This is a genomic window from Methanoculleus sp. UBA374, from assembly GCA_002508705.1.
In the GTDB taxonomy this organism is placed as follows: domain Archaea; phylum Halobacteriota; class Methanomicrobia; order Methanomicrobiales; family Methanoculleaceae; genus Methanoculleus; species Methanoculleus palmolei.
In genome coordinates, this window is sequence record DAYL01000029.1 from 116,786 (window position 1) to 136,713 (window position 19,928).

General features: G+C 60.1%; 16 protein-coding genes and 1 tRNA gene. 13 read left to right on the plus strand and 4 right to left on the minus strand.

Annotation, left to right across the window (positions count from 1 at the left end; all coding sequences use genetic code 11):
• The first annotated feature begins 151 nt into the window (after positions 1-151).
• The 10 genes from BRA42_RS09345 to BRA42_RS09390 all read left to right on the plus strand — a co-directional run bounded on the left by BRA42_RS09345 (position 152) and on the right by BRA42_RS09390 (position 13,163).
• Positions 152-1,315 (plus strand): ABC transporter substrate-binding protein, encoded by a 1,164-nt coding sequence (locus tag BRA42_RS09345; protein ID WP_342770809.1) that lies wholly within the window; start codon positions 152-154, stop codon positions 1,313-1,315.
• Between the two features lie 613 nt (positions 1,316-1,928).
• The gene (locus BRA42_RS09350) at positions 1,929-3,095 is read left to right on the plus strand and encodes an ABC transporter substrate-binding protein (protein WP_342770808.1); all 1,167 of its coding nucleotides are present in this window, start codon (positions 1,929-1,931) and stop codon (positions 3,093-3,095) included.
• A 49-nt stretch (positions 3,096-3,144) separates the two neighbouring features.
• A complete protein-coding gene (locus BRA42_RS09355) occupies positions 3,145-4,188 on the plus strand; it encodes an iron ABC transporter permease (protein ID WP_342770807.1) in 1,044 nt (347 codons plus the stop codon).
• Positions 4,185-4,826: an ABC transporter ATP-binding protein gene (locus BRA42_RS09360; protein WP_342686058.1), complete on the plus strand. Its 642-nt coding sequence runs from the start codon at positions 4,185-4,187 to the stop codon at positions 4,824-4,826. Before BRA42_RS09355 ends, BRA42_RS09360 begins: the two co-directional genes overlap by 4 nt.
• Positions 4,801-4,971 carry a hypothetical protein gene (locus BRA42_RS09365; RefSeq protein WP_342686059.1) on the plus strand — a complete coding sequence of 57 codons (171 nt, stop codon included), beginning with the start codon at positions 4,801-4,803 and terminating at the stop codon, positions 4,969-4,971. The genes BRA42_RS09360 and BRA42_RS09365 overlap by 26 nt, the downstream gene beginning before the upstream one ends.
• 12 nt (positions 4,972-4,983) lie before the next feature.
• The gene (locus BRA42_RS09370; protein ID WP_342686060.1) at positions 4,984-5,778 is read left to right on the plus strand and encodes a class I SAM-dependent methyltransferase; all 795 of its coding nucleotides are present in this window, start codon (positions 4,984-4,986) and stop codon (positions 5,776-5,778) included.
• The gene (locus tag BRA42_RS09375) at positions 5,775-6,551 is read left to right on the plus strand and encodes a class I SAM-dependent methyltransferase (RefSeq protein ID WP_342770806.1); all 777 of its coding nucleotides are present in this window, start codon (positions 5,775-5,777) and stop codon (positions 6,549-6,551) included. Before BRA42_RS09370 ends, BRA42_RS09375 begins: the two co-directional genes overlap by 4 nt.
• A gap of 92 nt (positions 6,552-6,643) precedes the next feature.
• On the plus strand, positions 6,644-8,458 hold the full coding sequence (locus BRA42_RS09380) for an ABC transporter ATP-binding protein (protein ID WP_342771337.1): 1,815 nt from the start codon (positions 6,644-6,646) through the stop codon (positions 8,456-8,458).
• Positions 8,455-10,251 (plus strand): ABC transporter ATP-binding protein, encoded by a 1,797-nt coding sequence (locus tag BRA42_RS09385; protein WP_342686063.1) that lies wholly within the window; start codon positions 8,455-8,457, stop codon positions 10,249-10,251. Before BRA42_RS09380 ends, BRA42_RS09385 begins: the two co-directional genes overlap by 4 nt.
• A 446-nt stretch (positions 10,252-10,697) precedes the next feature.
• On the plus strand, positions 10,698-13,163 hold the full coding sequence (locus tag BRA42_RS09390; protein WP_342772131.1) for a PAS domain S-box protein: 2,466 nt from the start codon (positions 10,698-10,700) through the stop codon (positions 13,161-13,163).
• A 61-nt stretch (positions 13,164-13,224) separates the two neighbouring features.
• Here BRA42_RS09390 and BRA42_RS09395 read toward each other — a convergent pair whose 3' ends face one another.
• On the minus strand, positions 13,225-14,085 hold the full coding sequence (locus tag BRA42_RS09395) for a methanogenesis marker 8 protein (RefSeq protein ID WP_292407016.1): 861 nt from the start codon (positions 14,083-14,085) through the stop codon (positions 13,225-13,227).
• Between the two features lie 149 nt (positions 14,086-14,234).
• Between BRA42_RS09395 and BRA42_RS09400 the strand changes: the two genes are divergently transcribed.
• Both BRA42_RS09400 and BRA42_RS09405 read left to right on the plus strand, forming a co-directional pair.
• Positions 14,235-14,381, plus strand: coding sequence for a hypothetical protein (locus BRA42_RS09400; RefSeq protein WP_292407019.1), 147 nt, complete (start codon positions 14,235-14,237; stop codon positions 14,379-14,381).
• Between the two features lie 256 nt (positions 14,382-14,637).
• Positions 14,638-16,101 (plus strand): RNA-guided endonuclease InsQ/TnpB family protein, encoded by a 1,464-nt coding sequence (locus BRA42_RS09405; RefSeq protein WP_292407023.1) that lies wholly within the window; start codon positions 14,638-14,640, stop codon positions 16,099-16,101.
• Between the two features lie 68 nt (positions 16,102-16,169).
• Here the strand turns inward: BRA42_RS09405 and BRA42_RS09410 are convergent, their stop codons facing one another.
• From BRA42_RS09410 to BRA42_RS09420, 3 genes are all read right to left on the minus strand, one after another.
• A complete protein-coding gene (locus BRA42_RS09410) occupies positions 16,170-17,399 on the minus strand; it encodes a trans-sulfuration enzyme family protein (RefSeq protein WP_292407025.1) in 1,230 nt (409 codons plus the stop codon).
• A 240-nt stretch (positions 17,400-17,639) separates the two neighbouring features.
• Positions 17,640-18,899, minus strand: a complete 1,260-nt coding sequence (cysS, locus tag BRA42_RS09415; protein ID WP_292407029.1) for a cysteine--tRNA ligase — start codon at positions 18,897-18,899, stop codon at positions 17,640-17,642.
• 21 nt (positions 18,900-18,920) lie between these two features.
• Positions 18,921-18,994, minus strand: a tRNA-Cys gene (locus BRA42_RS09420).
• A 430-nt stretch (positions 18,995-19,424) separates the two neighbouring features.
• On the opposite strand from BRA42_RS09420, the gene BRA42_RS09425 reads away from it, so the two are divergent.
• On the plus strand, positions 19,425-19,910 hold the full coding sequence (locus tag BRA42_RS09425) for a TspO/MBR family protein (RefSeq protein WP_292407032.1): 486 nt from the start codon (positions 19,425-19,427) through the stop codon (positions 19,908-19,910).
• The last annotated feature ends 18 nt before the right edge of the window (positions 19,911-19,928 follow it).

The window sequence follows — 19,928 nt, forward strand, 5'->3', positions numbered from 1 at the left end:
ATATCCATATTTAAATTAATAACACGTTTTGACAATTATATGAAAGTTTTTAATGCCCTTTGTCCCTACATCAGGGAAAGCAAGCGCATCATAAGCAAATTGCCGTCAGCCCCTATGACGGCTGAACGTCAATCGATATCGTGGTGATCTCATGGTAAAGATCAATTACAGCACAGTCGTGGCGATCAGCATCGTGATCGTGGTCGCCGTTGCGATAGGGTTTGCCGTATCCGGGAATACGTTCAATAAACCTGCCGGCCCGGAAAAATCCGGGATGACCCTCACGGACATGGAGGGCAGGACGGTGACGCTGAACAGTCCTGTTGAGCGGATCGTGCTGATGGAGTCCTCAAAGACCGCCGAACTCGCGGCGATCGCAGGAGACGGTTTTGCCGAGAAGATCGTCGGCTGGGACAACGATATCAAGCAGAACGCCGGGGACGAATACGCCATGTTCGTAGCCAGGTATCCTCAGCTGGCCGAGATACCGGACGTCGGGTCGCTGGACGACGGTACGTTCAGCATCGAGAAGGTGATCTCGCTTGAGCCCGACGTCGTCATCATGCATAACTGGCAATTTACATGGGCCGGAGATGCGACTGCGGATGCCCTGACCAAACTGGAGCTGGTGGGAATTCCCGTGGTCTTCGTGGACTTCTACATGGACCCGATGGTGAACTCCACGAAGAGCATGCTGCTGCTGGGAAAGATCCTGGATAGAGAAGATCGGGCCCGAGAGATCGTGGACTTTTACAATAACCATGTCGATGCCGTTTATTCCCGCCTGGCTACCATGAACGGAACCAAACCCAGCGTATACGTCGAACAAGGATATCGGGGCCCGTCCGAGTACGATATAACTGAAGGCGATGCGGGATGGGGATCTATCGTGAAGAAAGCCGGCGGCGACAATATTGCCGAGCCGTTATTAGGAAAAAGCGGCAAACCACTCAACCCGGAGTATCTCATCAGCAAGAGCCCGGATATCATCATACTGACGGGCAGGAATTGGTCTACGCCGGGATCGATAAGGATGGGGTACACATCAACGCCGGAGGATACCCGGAGGACGATGGACGGATACCTGGCGCGCCCGGGATGGGATTCGATCAATGCCGTCAAAAACCAAAAGATCTATGCCATTCATCAGGGCTACACCTTCAGTGTGTATAATTTCATAATGCTGGAAGCTTTTGCCAAGTGGTTCTATCCGGAGGAGTTCAAGGACGTCGACCCGGATGCCACGATCAAAGAGTACCACGATAGGTTCATGCCCATCGACTACAGCGGCACGTTCGTCTGCAGTTATTACTGAAGGGCACGTGCGTACCGACGAAGTGTGCTGCCTTGAGGAAAAGCGTTAAAAATGAAATTCAAGGCAAAATGGATATACGATGGGGTCGCGGGAAAGAGATTCTCTTTCCTGCTTTTGATCGCGTCCGCAATCGCTCTCATCGAGGTCATCCCAGCGCTCTCCCGATCATGGCGGTGCATCCGGGCGAATCAGTCCCGGGTATGGATTTTCGTATCGCCTGTAGTATGGAGCGATCTTCTTAACTGCCTCGATCCGCTGAAAAGTGTTCCGCCGCAGAGTGCTTCTTATAAGTCTCTGGATCGAAGTTGCCTGGTCTTCCTGCTTCGGGTGTTTTTCATCTCTCCGGTTGACCGGGCCATTGTTCCTGCTCCGCCGGTTTTGGTTGTATCGATGAAGGATGATCTCAGCCGTTATCGGAGGCATCGTTGATATGAACTATTGAATAATCAATGATATTATAGGATAATATAATAATCATTTCCAATACATTTTGTTATTTATACAAAAAATATTAATACTCTTCTTTTGATATACTAGGACGGGCAAGCGAATCGAGCAAATTGCCGTCAGCTTTCACAACGGTCGGAATATCAATCGATATCGTGGTGATCTCATGGTTAAAATCAATTACAGCATAATCGCGGTGGTTAGCGTCGTGATTGTGGTCGTCGTTGCGATAGGGTTTGCCGTATACGGGAATACGTTCGATAAACCTGTCGACAGCACGGAAAAATCCGGGCTGACCGTCACGGACATGACCGGCAGGACGGTGACGCTGAACGCTCCGGTGGAACGGATCGTACTGACGGAGTCCTCGAAGACGGCCGAACTCGCGGCGATCGTAGGGGACGGTTTCGCCGAGAAGATCGTCGGCTGGGACAGGGATATCAAGCAGAACGCCGGGGACGAATACGCTGTGTTCGTGGCAAAGTATCCGCAGCTGGCCGAGATACCGGATGTCGGGTCGCTGGACGACGGTACGTTCAGCATCGAGAAGGTGATCTCGCTCAAGCCCGACGTCGTCATCATGCATAACTGGCAATTCATGTGGGCAGGAGACGCGACCAGGGATGCTCTGGCCAAACTGGAGCTGGCGGGAATCCCCGTGGTCTTCGTGGACTTTTACATGGACCCGATGGTGAACTCCACGAAGAGCATGCTGCTGCTGGGAAAGATCCTGGATAGAGAAGATCGGGCCCGAGAGATCGTGGACTTTTACAACGAGCAGACCGGCATCGTGTACTCACGCCTGGCTACCGTTAACGGAACCGGGCCCAGCGTCTACATCGAATGTGCGAGCAAGGACCCCTCAGACTACGGCATCTCCTACGGCGACGTGAGCTGGGGCTCGATCGTGAAGAAGGCGGGCGGGAAGAACATCGCGGAACCTCTTCTGGCCGGTACAAGCAAGGCGCTGAGCCCGGAGTATCTCATCAGCCGGAATCCCGACACCATCATACTGACCGGCAGGAACTGGTCTACCCCCGGTTCGTTGAAGCTCGGATACACCACGACGCCGGAGGTGGCCCGGAGCACCATGACCGGGTTCGTTCAGCGTCCCGGGTGGGACACGATAAACGCCGTTAAAAATCACGAGGTTTACGGGATCTATCACGGCTACTGCTTTAGCATCTACAACTTCGCGGCGCTGGAGGCCTTCGCCAAGTGGTTTTACCCGGACCTGTTCGGGGACGTCGACCCGGATGCGGTCCTCAGGGAGTACCACGATAGGTTCATGCCCGTAGACTACAGCGGCACGTTCGTCTATCGCTATTCCTGAAAGGGCATGTGCGGGCGAGGCGTGTTGTCTTGAGGAGAAGCGTTAAAACATGAACGTCGAGGCGAAGTCGATATACGGTGAGATAGCGGGACAAAAATTGTTTTTCCTGCTTCTGACTGCGTCCGTAATCGTTCTTGCCGTCATCGTCGACGTCATGACGGGACCGGCCTCCCTGTCCCTTGACAGCGTCGTCTCGACGATCCTCTCTCCCGGAACAAGCGATTCATCCCTCTATGCCATCGTCTGGACGTTCCGGCTGCCCGTCGCCCTGATGGCCGTCGTGATCGGTGCGGCGCTCGGCATGGCGGGTGCTATGATGCAGACCATCCTGAACAACCCGCTGGCGAGCCCGTACACGCTGGGCATATCGTCGGCTGCGGGGTTCGGCGCGGCGCTGGCGGTCGTGCTCGGCGTAGGCGTGGTACCGTTCGCGGAGACGGTGCTGGTCCCGGCCAACGCCTTCGTCTTTTCCCTCCTCTGCTGCATGATGATCTACGCGGCGGCCCGGCTGAAGAGGGCGTCGACGGAGACGATCGTGCTCGCCGGGATCGCGGTGCTGTTCATGTTCGATTCGCTGCTGATGCTGATGCAGTACCTTGGAAACCCCGAGCAGATCCAGGCGATCGTATTCTGGATGTTCGGCAGCCTGACGAAGGCCACCTGGACCAAACTCGGCATCATGGCCGTGATCCTGCTGGTGGTCGTCCCGGTGGTCATGATCGACACCTGGAAACTCACGACGCTCCGGATGGGGGAAGATAAGGCAAAAAGCCTCGGGGTCAACGTTGAGCGGCTGCGGCTGAAGGGTTTTGTCCTGATCTCGGTCCTCACGGCCACAGCGGTGGCCTTCGTTGGCAGCATCGGCTTTGTCGGCCTTGTTGTGCCGCACATCTCCCGGATGCTCGTGGGCGAGGACCATCGGTTCTTTCTGCCGCTCTCCGCCCTGTTCGGGGCCCTCATGCTCTCTATCGCCTCGATCCTGAGCAAACTCGTCGTGCCCGGCATCATATTTCCCATCGGCGTCCTCACGTCGTTCATCGGGATACCGTTCTTTATCTGGCTGATCTTTTCGCGAAAGAGGGGATACTGGTGAAGCTGGAGGCAAAGCACCTGTCGTTTCGCTACAGGGCCGACCCGGTCCTGAACGATGTGTGCATCATTGCCGAGCCGATGGTCACGGCGGTCATCGGGCCGAACGCCGCGGGGAAGTCCACGCTGCTGAGGTGTCTCTGCGGGATACTGAAGCCGGAAGGATCCATCCTGCTGGACGGGAAAGACCTGAAGGCATACGGAAACGACGATCTCCTGCAGGCCGTCAGCTATCTGCCCCAGGACTCTTCCAGCAACGCGGCGCTGACCGTGTTCGAGGCGGTCCTGCTGGGGAGGCTGAACTCGCTCAGCTGGACGGTCACCGACGAAGACCTCTCGCTGACGCTGGATGCGCTGGAAAATCTGGGGATCGAAGAGCTGGCGAAGGTGCCCCTGAACGAGCTCAGCGGCGGGCAGAAACAGATGGTCTCCATCGCCCAATCGATCGCCAAGAAACCGGCGGTCCTTCTCATGGACGAGCCCACGAACTCGCTGGACCTCCAGCACCAGCTCGAACTCTTCGACCTGATCAGGACGATCACAAAAAGACACGAACATGACGACGGTCGTCGCCCTGCACGACCTCAACCTGGCTGCGAGATACGGGGACAGGATCGTGCTGCTGAACTACGGGATGGTTGAGGCGACGGGAAGTCCGGAGTCGGTGATCACGGAAGAGATGATCCGGAACGTCTACGGCGTCAATGCCCGGGTGACCATCGACGATGAAGGGATACCGCAGGTCATACCGATCAATTCCGTCAGAAGGTGCGGTTCCGGAAAATGATGAGTTGATAGCATGGAAACGGATAGGAAAGAACCGGAAAGGGTCAAGAACGGAGTGCGAAGGTACTGGGACTACGGGAGCCGGTTCTACGACACGGCGCCGGGATCGGGCGGCGATGAGGAGAGACTCCTGTGGAAAGAGAATCTATCGCGGGCGATCGGGTCCGGGCCGAAGAAGATACTGGACGTCGGCACGGGAACCGGAGTCATCGCGCTGCTGCTGGCGGAGCTGGGCTACAGCGTCACCGGCGTCGACTTCAGCCGGGGGATGATGGAGGTCGCCAGGAAGAAGGCACTGGCCGGCGGTTCGGCCGTCAGGTTCCTGGAGGGCGATGTGGAGAACCTCCCGTTTGAGGACGGAACCTTCGACTGCGTCACCGCCCGGTATGTCCTGTGGACGATGGTCGACCCGGAAAAAGCGGTGCGGGAATGGGTGAGGGTCGTGAGGCCGGGCGGGACGATCGTCATCATCGACGGCAAATGGGTCACGAAAGGCCTGCTTCCGAAGGTCTCTGCGGCGACCTACCACACCTACCGATTCGTCAGGTACGGTAAGAACCCCTTTACCTATGACTACACCGAAGACGTCAGCGCCGGCCTCCCGAACCCGCACGGGGTCGAGAAGGAGCAGATCGTCGCATATCTGTCCGGGGCCGGCGCGACCGGCATCACCGTTACCGACCTCGAGCCGATCAGGGTTGCACAGAGAAGACGGCTGCCCTGGTACATGAAATATGCCAATGATCACCCGACTTACCTGGTGTCGGGCATTACCCCGAAGAACCACGACGAGGATGATGAAACATGACGTTAAGCGAGGACCAGATCAAGGGCGAGATCGCGAAACGATGGGATTACTCATCGCAGCGGTACGACAACTATCACGGTCACGGCATCAAGAGCGATGAAGAGGTCGCCTTCTGGAAGGCGTTGTTTGAGCGGATCCTCCCCGGGGAGCGGCTGAACGTGCTGGACGTCGGGTGCGGCACGGGGGAGATCAGCCTGCTGCTTGCCGGGATGGGTCATACGGTGACGGGCATCGACCTCTCTGAAAAAATGCTCGATCGGGCCGCATCGAAAGCAAAGGCGATGGCGCAGGCCGGCCGCGGAGTCGACGCGAGGTTCATGATCGGCGATGCCGAGACCCCTCCCTTCGAAAACAGCTCGTTCGACGCTGTCGTGACCAGACACGTGCTGTGGACGCTGCCGAACCCCCAGAACGCGGTAACCGGCTGGACACGGGCACTCAAGGAGGGGGGAACGCTGGCGATCGTAGACAGCTTATGGAACGACGGCAGTCTGGAGACGCGCCTGCGCCGGAAGATCGGGGACTTCCTGATCCTGGTCGTCGAAAGGAACGACATATCAAAGGACAGGTATTCGCCAGAACTGAACTCGACGTTACCCCACTCGAGAGGCATATCGGCGGATACGATCCGGGCGTACATGGAGAATGCCGGGCTACGGGGTATCGGGACGGAGAACCTGGCCGACCTGATCGAGATCCAGAAAAGGCACATGCCGTTTCGGTATAAGATCAGTTACAAGTACAATTACTATGCTGTTTGCGGCACGAAATGAACGATCGCGGGTTTCGGTAATCGCCGCCCGCATTTCCTACAACCTCACGGAGTGATTTCGCCGGACGACGTCCGGCGCGAAAGGTGTACGGGATGACTGAAGAGTCGAAGATCGTCGAAGAGTATACGAAGGTAGAATCCAGGCGCGGACTCTCGGTGACGAGCGGCGCCGGCCACATGCGGCTGTTCGACCCCCGGGTGCTGGCGATGGGCAGGGGAGAGTACGGCAGGCTGTGGAGCGTCATTGCGCTCGGCCTCCTGATCGCATCGAGTTACATAGCCCAGGGCGTTCTCATCGCGCTCATCATCGAGGCCGTCTTCTCCGGCAGGCCGATTGCCGGATCGATACCCCTCTTTGCCGGGCTGGCTCTCGTCATTGCCCTCCGGTGGGCGATGATCTGGGCCAACGACCGGGTAGCAGCCAGGGCCGCGACCAACATTGCCGTATCGCTCCGCCGGCGCATGTACCGCAAGCTGTACGAACTCGGCCCGGGCTGGATGCTCACCCAGAAGAGCGGCGTCGTGCAGGCGACGATCGTCGACGGAGCGGAAGCCCTTCAGAACTATTACGGGCGGTTCCTGCCGCAGGTGATCGTGTCGTCCCTGGCAGGCCTCTCGATCATGGCGATCCTGCTCTACGTCGACGTGATCATCGGCCTCGTCGTCGGGGCGATGATGGTCGCCTCGCTGCTCCAGCCGCTCGCCATCTACCGGGGAGTCGGGTCCGGGATCCGCGTCTGGTTTGTCGCCATGCCGCGTCTCTTCGCGGAATACGTCGACAACATCCAGGGCATCGTCACGCTGAAGTCGTTCAACGCCAGCGAGCGGCACGGCGAGCAGCTGTACCGGAAGACGAACACCCTGTACGATGCGGAGATCGGCATACTCAAGGATGAGGTCCTCTGGGGCGTGCCCCTGGGGCTGATCGCGGCGATAGGCGGCACGGTGGCTATCGTGATCGGCGCGTTGCGCATGGATGCAGGCAGCCTCTCGGCAGGAGGCCTGCTTTTCGTGCTCCTCCTGGTCAGGGAAGCGCTGCGGCCGGTGGCCGATCTCCGGCAGACGATCCACTTCTCGTTTGCAGGCATGGGCGCTGCCGAGGGGGTTCTCGATATCTTCGAGGCCGTCCCCCCTGCCCCCGCGCCGGCCGATCCCGTCGCCCCCAAGAAGCTGGAGCCGGCGATCGTCTTTGAGGGCGTCACGTTCCGGTACCGGGAAGGGGATGCTCCCGCCGTGGACAACCTCTCGTTTGCCGTGCAGCCCGGAGAAAAAGTGGCCATTGTCGGCCGCTCGGGCAGCGGTAAAACGACGGTGACGTCGCTGTTGCTGCGGTTTTTCGATCCTCAGGAGGGGGTGATCCGGCTCGGGGGCGAGGACATCCGGCGCATCCGGCCGGAACACCTGCGTGCCATGTATTCCGTCGTGTCCCAGGACACGTACCTGTTTCACGGCACCGTACGCGACAACCTCCTGCTGGCAAAGCCGGGCGCCTCCCGGGAGGACCTGGAGAGCGCGGCCAGAACCGCTTTGGCCCACGAGTTCATCGCCGCGCTCCCCCGGGGCTACGATACCGTGGTGGGGGAGAGGGGCGTAAAGTTGTCCGGCGGCGAACGCCAGCGCATTGCCATAGCCCGGGCCGTCTTGAAGGGCGCACCCGTCCTCGTGCTGGACGAGGCGACCTCCAGCGTGGACGTCGCCAATGAATCCCTGATCCGGGAGGCTGTCGACCGGGTTTCCCGCGACAGGACGACCATCGTCATCTCTCACCGGCTCTCGGCCGTACGCGACGCCGACAGGATCTACGTGATGGAGAAGGGTCGGATGGTCGAGTCGGGGTCCCACACCGACCTCAGCCGCTGCAACGGCAACTACCACGCTCTGCTCATGGCCGAGGGGGAATGCGTATGAGCCACGAGCACCACGGTGATCACAGCCTGCCCGTCGGCCGGGTATTCCGGAAAGTCCGGGTCATAGATCGCCTGCTGGGCACATACCGGCTGCCCCTGCAAAAAGTACGGATCGCCAGCGTGATCATACAGACGCTCGGCATACTGGCGGCATTGGCCGGCGCATACCTGGTGGGCGCGGTGCTCACGGGAGCCGCGATCGCCGATCAATGGATGACGATCACCCTGCTTGTCCTCTTCACCGTCATGCAGTTTATTCTCTCGAATGTCAACATCTACTGGTCCCACGTCATAGCCTTCCGATCGCTTGCTGAAATCCGCAAAGCGCTGTACAAGAAACTCGACAAACTCGCGCCCGCATACGTGATCGAGCGGCGATCGGGGGATCTGGCGAGATCGGCGCTTTCCGACGTCAACCTGCTCGAACTCTACATCGCACACACGCTGCCGGAATTTTTGCAGGCGATCGTGGTGACTCCCATCACGCTGCTCGTCATCGGGGCGATCCACTGGAGCCTCATGATTGCACTGGCACCGTTCCTCGTTGCCGCGGTGACCGTACCCGACTGGTTCGCCCGGCGGGCGGAGGAGCAGGGCCGGGAGTATCGGGCGTCCGCAGGGGAGATGAGCGCGGACGTGATCGACGGCGTGCAGGGCCTCCGGGAGATCGTGACCTTCGGGGCCATGGAGCAGGCGACAAAACGGCTGGACACCGGCCAGCAGCGATACTCGGACGCATACGTCTCCTATGAAGGCCGCAGCGGCCTGGAGCGCGGGTCCGGCGACGCCCTGCTGGCGGCGGGGATGATCGTCACGGTCGCGCTGGGCGGGTGGCTGACGACGCAGGGGCACATGGATATGGCGTTGTATCCGGCCGCCACGGTCCTTGCGGCGATGGCGTTCATGCCCGTCATGCACCTGATGAACATCGCCCGGCAGCTGAGCCAGACGTCCGCCGCGGCCGAACGAGTCATGGACATAATGAACACGCAGCCCACGGTGATCGACCGTGTCGCGTCCCCGCCCGGAGGGCCGATCGTTCCGACGATCAATTTCGAGGACATCCGTTTTCGTTATGCTCCGAAGCTGCCCGAAGTGCTGAGGGGAGTGACGTTCGGGGTGTCGCCGGGAGAGACCGTCGCCCTGGTGGGCTGCTCCGGCGCCGGGAAGTCGACGTGTACCTACCTGCTGCTGAGACTCTGGGACCCGACGGCCGGCTCCGTCAGGGTCGGCGGCCACGACATCCGCGACTTCCCGCAGGAATATCTTCGGGGCATGATCGCCTACGTCCCGCAGGACGTTTATCTCTTCAACATCTCCGTGAGGGAGAATATTCGCATCGGTCGCGGCGACGCCACGGACGCCGAAGTTGAAGATGCGGCTCGTCGAGCCTTCGCTCTCGACTTCATCACGGCGCTGCCCGACCGGTGGGACACGGTGCTTGGGGAGCGGGGGGCCACGCTGTCGGGCGGACAGCGGCAACGCATCGCGATCGCGAGGGCGTTCCTGAAGGGCGCTCCCATACTGGTGATGGACGAGGCCGTGTCCAGCCTGGATACCGAGTCGGAGATGAACGTTCGCAAAGCCGTCAGGGAGGTCAGCCGGGGGAGGACGACACTCATTGTGGCGCACCGGCCCTCGACGATCCGGTCTGCCGACCGGATCATCATGCTGGAAGAGGGGCAGGTTGCGGAGACAGGGTGGTTCGATGAATTGATGGAGAGCGGCGGGGCCTTCTCCCGCTTGATGGCGTCTCAGGTCGAGATTGCGCAGCCGGTAGATGGAGCGCCGTAAAACCGGGCGCCGGTATTTATCAGAGGGTCATCCCGGAATATTCCGTAAGTCAGCAGGTCTATCGCTATCGGGGCATTGACGTGCCGGGTTTCCTCCATCGCCGCCATTCCGCGAATCCGGGACCGTTGAGAACACCCAGCCCTGGTATTCCAATTGTTTCCAGAGATGCCTTCTCGACAAAGGAGGGTGCGGAGTTCTTCGACCCGGGTTCGAAGATGGAAAGGGACACGATCCATCCGTGGGGGAGATCTCCCCGTCTGGCTCTCTCACTCCAGAGATTAAAAAAAGGAGGTATAAATCCTCCAGAACGGTACCTACTATTAAGAGAATGGATCGCAGATTTTGCCCGCCAGGGATGCGGTCGGGTCGTATCCCGCCGGGATATCCCTGGTCTGCCGGTCCCCCATACGGAAGAACAGAGCAATGCGTGTCCGGAGAACATCCTCATGGCAGATGATCGTGAAACGCGGCGGCAACCGACTTCAGCAGGGATATCTGAATTGACGGCTGATGCGGACGGGTATCGGGCCCTGTATATGAGCGAGACCCTGAGCGGACCGCTGAGGGTGCTGTTGATCGGGGAGAGCCCCGGCGACTCCCGGCGCATCCGGGAGATGCTCGGGGAATGCGGGAGCGAGATTGAACTGGTGCACTGCGAACACCCCGAAAACGGGCTTGCCGCGATATCGGAGGGGGGCGCTGGAGTCGTGCTCTTTAACCTCGACCTCCCGGGCGGCCGCGGGACGGCGGTCTTTGACCGGCTGCGGGAAGCGGCGCCCGATACCCCGATCATCGTGCTGACCGCGGAAGGCGACGATCCCGCCGTACTCCGTGCGATGCAGCGTGGCGCGCAGGATTACCTGGTCAAAGATAAGATGGATGCGGAGTTGCTCTGTCGGGCCGTCAGGTACGCGAAGGAGCGTGTGCAGGCGGAACGTGCGCTCCAGCACTCGGAAGCGATGTACCGCAGGCTGGTCGAGAACCTCAACGAGGGTGTCCTCACCGTGGACAGGGCCGGTATCATCACCTTCGCAAATCCGCGTATGGAGGAGATCCTCGGTTATCCGGCGGCGCGCCTGGTCGGGTTGCCGGTCGCCGGATTCTTCGATCCCGCAGGCGTTCCCGACCCGGCCGCAAAGAACCCGTTCTGCCGGGGGATCGATCAGGGGCGTGAGTTCGAACTGGATCTCCGCCATAGCGACGGGAGATGCGTCCACGTGCTCGCGGTCACGTCGCCGGTCGTCGACGCCGCCGGCGCTTTCGGGGGCTGTATTGCCGGGATTCTCGATATTACCGGCAGGAAGCGGGCGGAAGAGGCGCTCAGGCGGAGCGAGCAGAAATACCGGTTCGTCGTGGAGAGCCTCAGCGAGGGGATCTGGGTGTCCGATCCGGATGCCTGCACGTCGTTTGTCAACCCCCGGATGGCGGAGATGCTCGACTATGCCCCGGAAGAGATGATTGGGACGCCGCTTTATTCATACCTTCCTCCTTCCTGTGTTGCCGTGATGCAGGACCGCCTGCGTCGCCTGAAGGGCGGCAGCCGGGAACAGTTCGAGTGCGACTTCGTCCGGAAGGAGGGCTCCCGCATCACCGCACTGGTGTTTGTGTCCCCGTTCACCGACGGGTCCGGCCGGTTCCGGGGCTCGATTGCCAGCGTGATGGATATCACCGAGCGCAAACGTGCCGAAGAAGAGATCCGGGTCCGGAACAAGCAACTCATGGTACTCAACCGGATCATCAGTGTCTCTGCCTCCTCCCTCTCCCTTGCCGAACTCCTGGAGGAGTCGCTCGATAAGACGCTTGAACTGATGGGTCTCCACGTCGGCATCGTCTATATGCTCGATGCCGAGCGCAAAAGGGCCCTGCTGCAGTATCAGCGTGGCGTGCCGCCGGCGTATATGCCTCAAAACCGCATCCTCCGGGTCCATCACTGGCCGTTCAACTTCATCTTCATCGCAGGCCAGCCCCGCTACATCGAGCGGCAGTCCGACCAGAACGCCATCGAGGCGGGGCTGCTCGAAGAGCTCGAAGTCTCGGCGCTCGCGTGTATCCCTCTCATCGCCGAATCGGTCGTTGTCGGGGCGGTCTATGTGGCGAGCAGGGAAAAGGAGTCCTTCTCTCGCGAAGAGAGGACGCTCCTTGAGACGATAGGTAAAGAGATCGGGTCGGGCATCCTGAAGGGCATGCTCCACAAGAAACTGGAAGCGGCAAACCGGGAGGCGAACCTCTACCTCGACATCATGACGCACGACATCAAGAATGCCGAGAACGTTTCCAGCCTCTACGCCGATCTCCTCCTCGAGACGCTCGGGGAAGAGGCTGCACCGTATGCCCGAAAGTTCCAGAGCAGCATCCGCAAGAGCGCCGAGATCATCGGCAACGTCACCACGATCCGCCGCATCCATCATGATTCGCCCGATATCGGGCCGGTCGACCTTGGCGCCGTCATCCGGAAGGAAGCGGCGGCCTTCCCGGGTGTTACGATTGAGTTCGGCGGCGCCTCCTGTCAGATCTGGGGGGACGACCTCCTCCCGGAAGTGTTCACGAACCTCATCAGGAATGCCGTCAGGTTCGGCGGATCGGGTGTCAGGGTCGCCATTCGGGTAGAAGAGTATGACGGCGAGAGCGTGCTGGTCTCGGTCGAGGATACCGGGCCGGGCATCCCGGACGGGATGAAGGAGTCGATCTTCCACCGGTTCGAGCGCGGGCGGGTCGATGGGTGCGGCGACGGGCTCGGGCTCTTCATCGTCCGCACTCTCATCGAACGCTACGGCGGCACTATCCGGGTGGAAGACCGGGTCGAGGGGCGGCCGGATCTCGGCGCGGCGTTCCGGTTTACCCTCCGTGAAGTTCTCCCCTCCGGGGACGACGAAGACGACGACGAGCGCCCGGACGGGGAGGAGGGCGGGTAAAGCCTCCCCGGGGCGACCCGCCTATGGGAGGGGAGTCAAAGGCATCAGCGGTTCTGGATTGTCAGACAAGCGGGTCCGGCTGCCGTTCCCCGAGCGCCGGGAGACTCGTGGGTTTGATCAGCACCCCCTCGCTGCTCCGGCGGATCTTTTCGAGGACCAGGTCCTTTGCCTTCGCCGTGAGAATAAAGATCGGGATTGAGATACCGGCCTGCAGAGAAGCGTTCCGGCCGACAATCTCCCTGACGGTCTTCGAGGCGCAGGCGGTCATCATGTCCGCCGAGGCGGCGAATACCTCTGCTTCGTCCGGGGTCAGCCCCGTGACGTGAACCCCGAAGATGACGGCGTCCGGATAGAGCCTCCGGATATTCTTTGCATCCTCGGCCCGCGCGACCGTCACCGCAACGCTGCTATACCCCAATTCGTAGGCACGTTCGACGCCGGCGGCCTGGTCCAGGCGTGCGTGGGCCTTATCGATCACAACCCCGCCGCTCTCCTCGATTCGCCGGATCACTTCCGGGTAAGGGGTTGTTGCGACGAGACCGGACATTCTCCCGCCGATCCCCTGTACGAGGGCGGGTGTTGTCACGATGACGGTCCCGGCACCGTCGCAGGCAAGGACGACCGCATCGATAAATCCGGCAAAAAGACCGAAACTCAGGATCTCGGACGCCCCGAACCCGACGAACTCCCGGGTGTCCAGCACCTCCCGCTCCGGCGTACACATCCCCCAGGTCTTGATGCGGTTCTCGATGTTTGCTTTCACGGCGTCTTTCGTGATTTCAGGAACGGGAAGGGCAAACCGTTTTGCAAGGGGGCATTCTTTTATCCGCGCTTCGCCGACCTCGACGACCTCTCCCCCGCGAATGACGATGCGGCTCCTCCCGATCGCTTCTATAATATGTTCGTCACGTGCCTCTGTCATGATAGGATGCCTGCCTGTAGGGGTATCCGTTTCCCGGTTTAAAAAGCTCGGTCCCGCGGCCAAATTGACCGGTTGATCCCCCCGAAAATTGCCGTCAATTATTGCCGCATCGCCAAGGAGTATCGTCGAACCCGGCATAACCACCTATTATGACCCGCAGCAGAGGCAGTCCGGACCCCGCTGAAAGACGCAACCGGTGGACCTCCTGGCTTGAGATCGGATCGGTGGTCTTCTACGGGGCGGTGATCGTTGTGAGCATCGCGATCGCACTTATGGAACTGCAGATCTGTTTTTGAGCAACGGGCCGGTCCCGTCCGCCGACGTTTTCTGAAAGATTGCCCCCGGGAAGAGGTGAGGCTGGCAAACCGGGCTGGGGGGCAACGGGAATCCCCCATTCCCGTGCCTGCGTCTCGATCAACCCTTCGTATTCACCTCGTCGGGCAAGGAGGCCCCCTGCGCAAGCAGGGGGAGAAATTGCCCGTAGCAAGCCCCGTACACTTTCGCGCCGCGGGAGTTAGCTTATAGACCGCTGAGCGGCAAATCTTAGAATCAATGGCACTGCGAGTGGTCAGCAATTATCTCCATCTTCCCCGGAAGACGTTCCAGATTCTCGATACGCTCGCGTACCATGCCAAGAGCATGTATAACGTAGGACTGTACAACGTCCGGCAACACTACGCTACACACCAGGAAAACACCCAGATCCTTCAAGGGATCCGGCCGGATCTCACCTCGGGGGTTGACATCCTGGTCGGATCCTACCTCCCGTTTACCCGGAAGAAGGACTTCCCCTACAAAGCGTGCAGCAACTACGCTCAATCCAAGCCGAACGAGAACTTCGGCCTCCTGCACAACGACAATGCCCAGCAGACTCTCCGGTCGGTCGAAGAGGCATACAAGAGTTACTTTGAACTGCTGAAGTTGTATCGCACGGGGCAGCTCGAGTACTGTCCGAGTCCTCCCCACTACCTCCCCAAAGATGGGCGGTTCAAGCTGGCGTTCCCCCGGGCGCACCTGACGATCCGCAACGGGTCCGTGACGCTCGGCATGTCCCTCACGTTCAGGAAGCAGCATGGCCTGACGGGGAAGGAACTCACCTTCCCGATCCCGCCGTGCATCAAGCCGCACCAGATCCGGGAAGTCGCGATCCTGCCGGTCAACGGGGGGAAGGCGTACAAGATCGAGTTCTGCTACACCGTACCGAACCAGCCTCAAAACCTTGATCCGAACCAGTACCTCGCTATCGATCTCGGGCTCACCAACTTTGCGACGATGGTTGACACTGCCACCGGGGCTGCCGTCATTCTTGGCGGTAAGCGTATCAAGTCAATTAACCGGTGGTACAACAAGGAGAATGCGCGGTTGCAGAGCATCAAGGACAAGCAGAAAATCGGTGGGATCACGAAGCGGCAGGCCCGGCTGCTGAAAAAGCGGGACTGCCGGATCGGGGAAGCGATGAACCGATATGCAGTCTGGATCGTGAACTATGCCCTCCAGCACCGGATCGGCACCGTGATCCTCCCTCGCTGGGACGGGATCAAGGACAAGATCAATCACGGCAAGCGGGGGAACCAGAACTTCGTGCAGGTCCCCTATCCCAAGTTCCGGCAGAAACTGAAGAGCAAGTGCGAGTTGTTCGGGATCCGGTTCGACGATACGCACTCGGAAGCCTACACCTCGCAGGTCGATGCTCTGAACCTTGACCCGATCCGGAAACCTCCCTACGGGAGAACGCGGCGGGTCAAGAGAGGGTTGTATCAGAGTGCCCGGGATACTCTGATCAATGCCGACGTCAACGGTGCTCTGAATCATTTGAGAAAAGTAGCCAGGGATTCGTCGACCGAAGGGAGCGTGAGCACCGCTAGGTGCGATTCCGTGGTCCCACGGATAATCGGTAGGGGCCGCGTCAACCGTCCCGTGCGAATAAGGACGTCTTTTGAACCGTCAACCTTCGCACACATTAAAGTGCAGCCCTGTGCCCCGCAAGGGGCCCCAGCCGCAAGCCCCCTGCGTTAGCGGGGGGTAGTTGACGGGACCCCTGCAAGCAGACCTGGTTTGGCTGGACAAGAATTACAGTCGCTGCGTTAGCGGGGGGTAGTTGACGGGACCCCTGCAAGGGCATACTCAAGGTCCGCGCAGAGGTCCTCGGGGTCCTCAAGACCGACCGAGAGCCGGAAGATCCCGTCGCCCGCGAACGCCCGGTACGACCGTTCCTGCGCCGGGGTCATCCGGAAGGAGGTCCGGAGCATCTCGTCCGTGGGAAGGTAAAAGACGAGGCTCCGTACGTGGCCGAGCGAGACGGCGTAATGGATGATCGAGAGCCGGTCGGCGAGGATCTTTGCAGCGTTTGCACCGTCTGCTACCTGAAACGTCAGCATACCGGAGAAGTTTTTGAGCTGGCGCGCCGCCAGAGCATGCTGGGGGTGCGAAGCAAGGCCGGGATATACGACCCGGGTCACCTTCGGGTGATCCTCCAGGAACTTTGCAACGGCAAGGGCCCCTGTTTCGTGGGCTTTCATCCGGAGGGGGAGGGTCGATGCGCCCCGCTGGATGAGCCAGGCATTGAACGGGCTTAATATTCCGCCGGTCCGGATCTCGACTTCTTTCCTGATGCCGGCCATGTCTTTTCTGTTCCCGAGAACCGCACCTCCGATGGCATCCCCGTGCCCGCAGATGTACTTGGTCAGGGAATGGATCACATAGTCGGCGCCAAGTTCGAGCGGGTGGATGCCTATGGGCGAGGCGAAGGTGGCGTCCACGGCGACCTTCGACCCGTTCTCATGTGCAATGCCGGCGACGGCTTCAATATCGGTCAGACGGAGGATCGGATTTGCCGGCGTCTCCGCATAGACGAGCCGGGTATTCGGGCGGAGTGCATCCCGGAGGTTCTCCGGATCGGACATGTCGACCTTCGTGACCGATATGCCCAGACGTGGGATGAGTTCGTTCGTCATCTCCGCCGTCGCGGCATAGGATACGTCGCTGATGACGAGGTGATCTCCCGCGGAGAGGTTGTACAGGAGCAGCGCGGTGACGGCTGCCATGCCGCTTCCGAACGCCACGGCCGCCTCCGCCCCCTCGAGGGCGGCAAGTTTCTGCTCCAGCTGATCCACGGTCGGGTTCTTCCAGCGGGAGTACAGATAGGGAGTTGCATCTCCGAAATCTTCGGCGGAGAACGAAGCACCGGCATCGGCGAGGAACGTTGTCGACGTGACGATGCCGGGAGCCGACGCTCGCGTCACGGGATCGGGGGTCTCCCCGGCATGGACCGCGTCGGTCATAAGTCCCCGGTGGGGGGTGTTTTTTTCTGTCACTCGTATCATATCCTAAAAAGTCGTTCGCCCAAAACCGCCGGCCACGCGAGTATCATCACGGGCCGCCGGAGGGAGATCCCCGGAGCATTCCGGTAGAGGCTTGTTGTTACACTCCCGTATTGGAAGGGAGAAGGGATAGTTCCTCAATTTCGGGCAATTATTGCCGCGTCCTGTTCCGGGCGCCCGACAATGGGGAAATAAGAGATGCCAGCGTTCGGCGGCGCACCGCCGGGACCGCGATCAGAGCGACGGGTCGGTTACGGTGATCCCGGCGGCCGTCATCCGCTCGCGGATCATGTCCGAGACCTCGAACTGTTTTTTGGCGCGCAGTTCCGCCCGGATCTCCTGAAGGACGCGTATGGGCACGCTTGCCTCGCGCAGGAAATTTATTCCGAGGATCTCCCCGAACTCTTTCAAAGCCCCGATATCCCCGTTCGCGGCGAGTTTCTGGACGGCGGCGAGCGCCATCGGTGTGTTGAGGTCCGATTCCATGGCATCGATGAACGCTTTTCTTCCTTCCCGGTCCTCTCCGGCATCTTTTTTTGCAGCCGCACGGATATGTTCGAGCGCCCGCGCCGCATGTGCTATTCCCTCTTCGGTGGCCTGAAGCGGGGACCGATAGTGCGACAGCAGAATATAATATCTCAGGACGTCTTTATTCCAGGTCTTGAGCGCGTCCCTGACGGTGATGAAGTTGCCGAGCGATTTCGACATTTTCTTCCCTTCGACCGTCAGGAATCCCGTGTGCATCCAATACCTGACCATCGGGTGCTTTCCTTCCATCGATTCCATCTGCGCGATCTCCGCTTCATGGTGGGGAAAGATCAGGTCCAGCCCCCCGCCGTGGATGTCATACTGCTGCCCGAAGTATTTCTCGGTGACCGCAGTATCCTCGATGTGCCACCCGGGCCGCCCCCGGCCCCAGGGGGAGTCCCAGGTATACTCTCCGAATTCTCCGAACTTCCAGAGCACAAAGTCCAGAGGTGTGCGTTTTCCTTCGCCGGTTACCCGGCTGATGCGGTCCGTTCCATGCTGGCCGGACAGCTCTCCGTTGCGCTCGAACGTACTCACGTCGAAATAGACTCCGGCCTCTGTGACGTATGCCGCGCCGCGCCCGAGCAGGCGCTCCGCCTGGGATAGGATCTCCGGGATATGCGTGGTGGCGCGGGCATGGTAACTCACCGCATCGATTCCCAGGGAGCGCATGTCCCGGAGGTATGCGGCCTCAAACGTTCGTGCGAGTACGCTCTGGGGCACGCCCTCTTCCTTTGCGCGGTTGATGATCTTGTCGTCGACATCGGTGATATTCTGGAGATAGAATACTTCCAGCCCCGTCCACCGGAGGTACTTCGCCAGGACGTCAAAGACGATGTAGGTCCTGGCGTGACCAAGGTGCGAGTAGTCGTACACCGTCGGGCCGCAGACGAATAAGTATACCCTGCCAGGGTTACGGGTCACGAGCGGCTCTACGGTTCTCGATAACGTACTGTAGAGGTCCAAGTACCGATCTCCTCCATCGGACGCCGGCGGAGGGAGTCGAACCCCCAAACATTCGCTTTGCAGGCGAAGGCATTATACCGCTCTGCCACACCGGCTTCGTGCTGCTTCCCGCTTCGCGGTTGCGCGGCCCTTTCCGGCACACCCGGCTGCCGTACTCTCCGGGAGTGATGTGCCGGTCGTCAACGGCGATCATCGGGTGATCTCTCGTGCCTATGTATCCATCACTTTTAGTCGTATTGGTTACCGTGAAGGGATACCTCCTGCAGCGGGCCCTCATGGTGCGGTGCCGTCTTGAATGTTTGTCCTGCCCGGAGCCGCCGCCTTTCTGCAGGATCGCTCCGCATCCATTGATAAAGGAGCCGGAGAGTTGCGGCCCCGTATAAATGGTCTGATGATCCGGATATGCGGGGGTTGTATCCTCCTCGTTTTCGAGGAAGGCATATCGTCGGCTTTCCGTCGGGACCAGGGCTGACATCTTGCCCTGATATCAAAAGATTTAAGGCGTATGACTGCTACTTTACCGTCGTGGCATCCACATACATCCGGGTTATCCAGTTCCTTGCGGCGATCGCGGTCTGCCTGCTTGCGGGGCTGATCGGGTCGGTCTTCACGACACCCGCCGTTCCGACCTGGTATGCCGCGCTTGCAAAGCCCGACCTGACCCCTCCGGCGTGGATCTTTGGCCCCACCTGGACGGTGCTCTATATCCTCATGGGCGTCGCGCTTTACTTCGTCTGGAGCAAGGGGTGGGGGCAGAAGAACGTGCAGGTCGCCATGACGATCTTCGCCGTCCAACTGGCCTTGAATGTCCTCTGGTCGTACTTCTTCTTCGGACTGCAGTCACCGTTCTTCGCTCTCCTCGGGATCGTGCTCCTCTGGGTTGCTATCCTCATGACGATCGGCGCCTTCTACCGGGTCTCCGTGCCCGCGGCGGTGTTGCTCGTCCCCTACCTCCTCTGGGTGAGTTTCGCGGCGTATCTCAACTACGGCATCTACGTTCTCAATCCGTAAAAATGACCTATTTTCCGG

Bases quoted from the DNA above. Each gene is read 5' to 3' on its own strand.
- BRA42_RS09345 (WP_342770809.1), top strand. From the start codon at position 152: ATGGTAAAGATCAATTACAGCACAGTCGTGGCGATCAGCATCGTGATC.
- BRA42_RS09350 (WP_342770808.1), top strand. From the start codon at position 1,929: ATGGTTAAAATCAATTACAGCATAATCGCGGTGGTTAGCGTCGTGATT.
- BRA42_RS09355 (WP_342770807.1), top strand. From the start codon at position 3,145: ATGAACGTCGAGGCGAAGTCGATATACGGTGAGATAGCGGGACAAAAA.
- BRA42_RS09370 (WP_342686060.1), top strand. From the start codon at position 4,984: ATGGAAACGGATAGGAAAGAACCGGAAAGGGTCAAGAACGGAGTGCGA.
- BRA42_RS09375 (WP_342770806.1), top strand. From the start codon at position 5,775: ATGACGTTAAGCGAGGACCAGATCAAGGGCGAGATCGCGAAACGATGG.
- BRA42_RS09380 (WP_342771337.1), top strand. From the start codon at position 6,644: ATGACTGAAGAGTCGAAGATCGTCGAAGAGTATACGAAGGTAGAATCC.
- BRA42_RS09385 (WP_342686063.1), top strand. From the start codon at position 8,455: ATGAGCCACGAGCACCACGGTGATCACAGCCTGCCCGTCGGCCGGGTA.
- BRA42_RS09390 (WP_342772131.1), top strand. From the start codon at position 10,698: ATGGCAGATGATCGTGAAACGCGGCGGCAACCGACTTCAGCAGGGATA.
- BRA42_RS09395 (WP_292407016.1), bottom strand. From the start codon at position 14,085: ATGACAGAGGCACGTGACGAACATATTATAGAAGCGATCGGGAGGAGC.
- BRA42_RS09400 (WP_292407019.1), top strand. From the start codon at position 14,235: ATGACCCGCAGCAGAGGCAGTCCGGACCCCGCTGAAAGACGCAACCGG.
- BRA42_RS09405 (WP_292407023.1), top strand. From the start codon at position 14,638: ATGGCACTGCGAGTGGTCAGCAATTATCTCCATCTTCCCCGGAAGACG.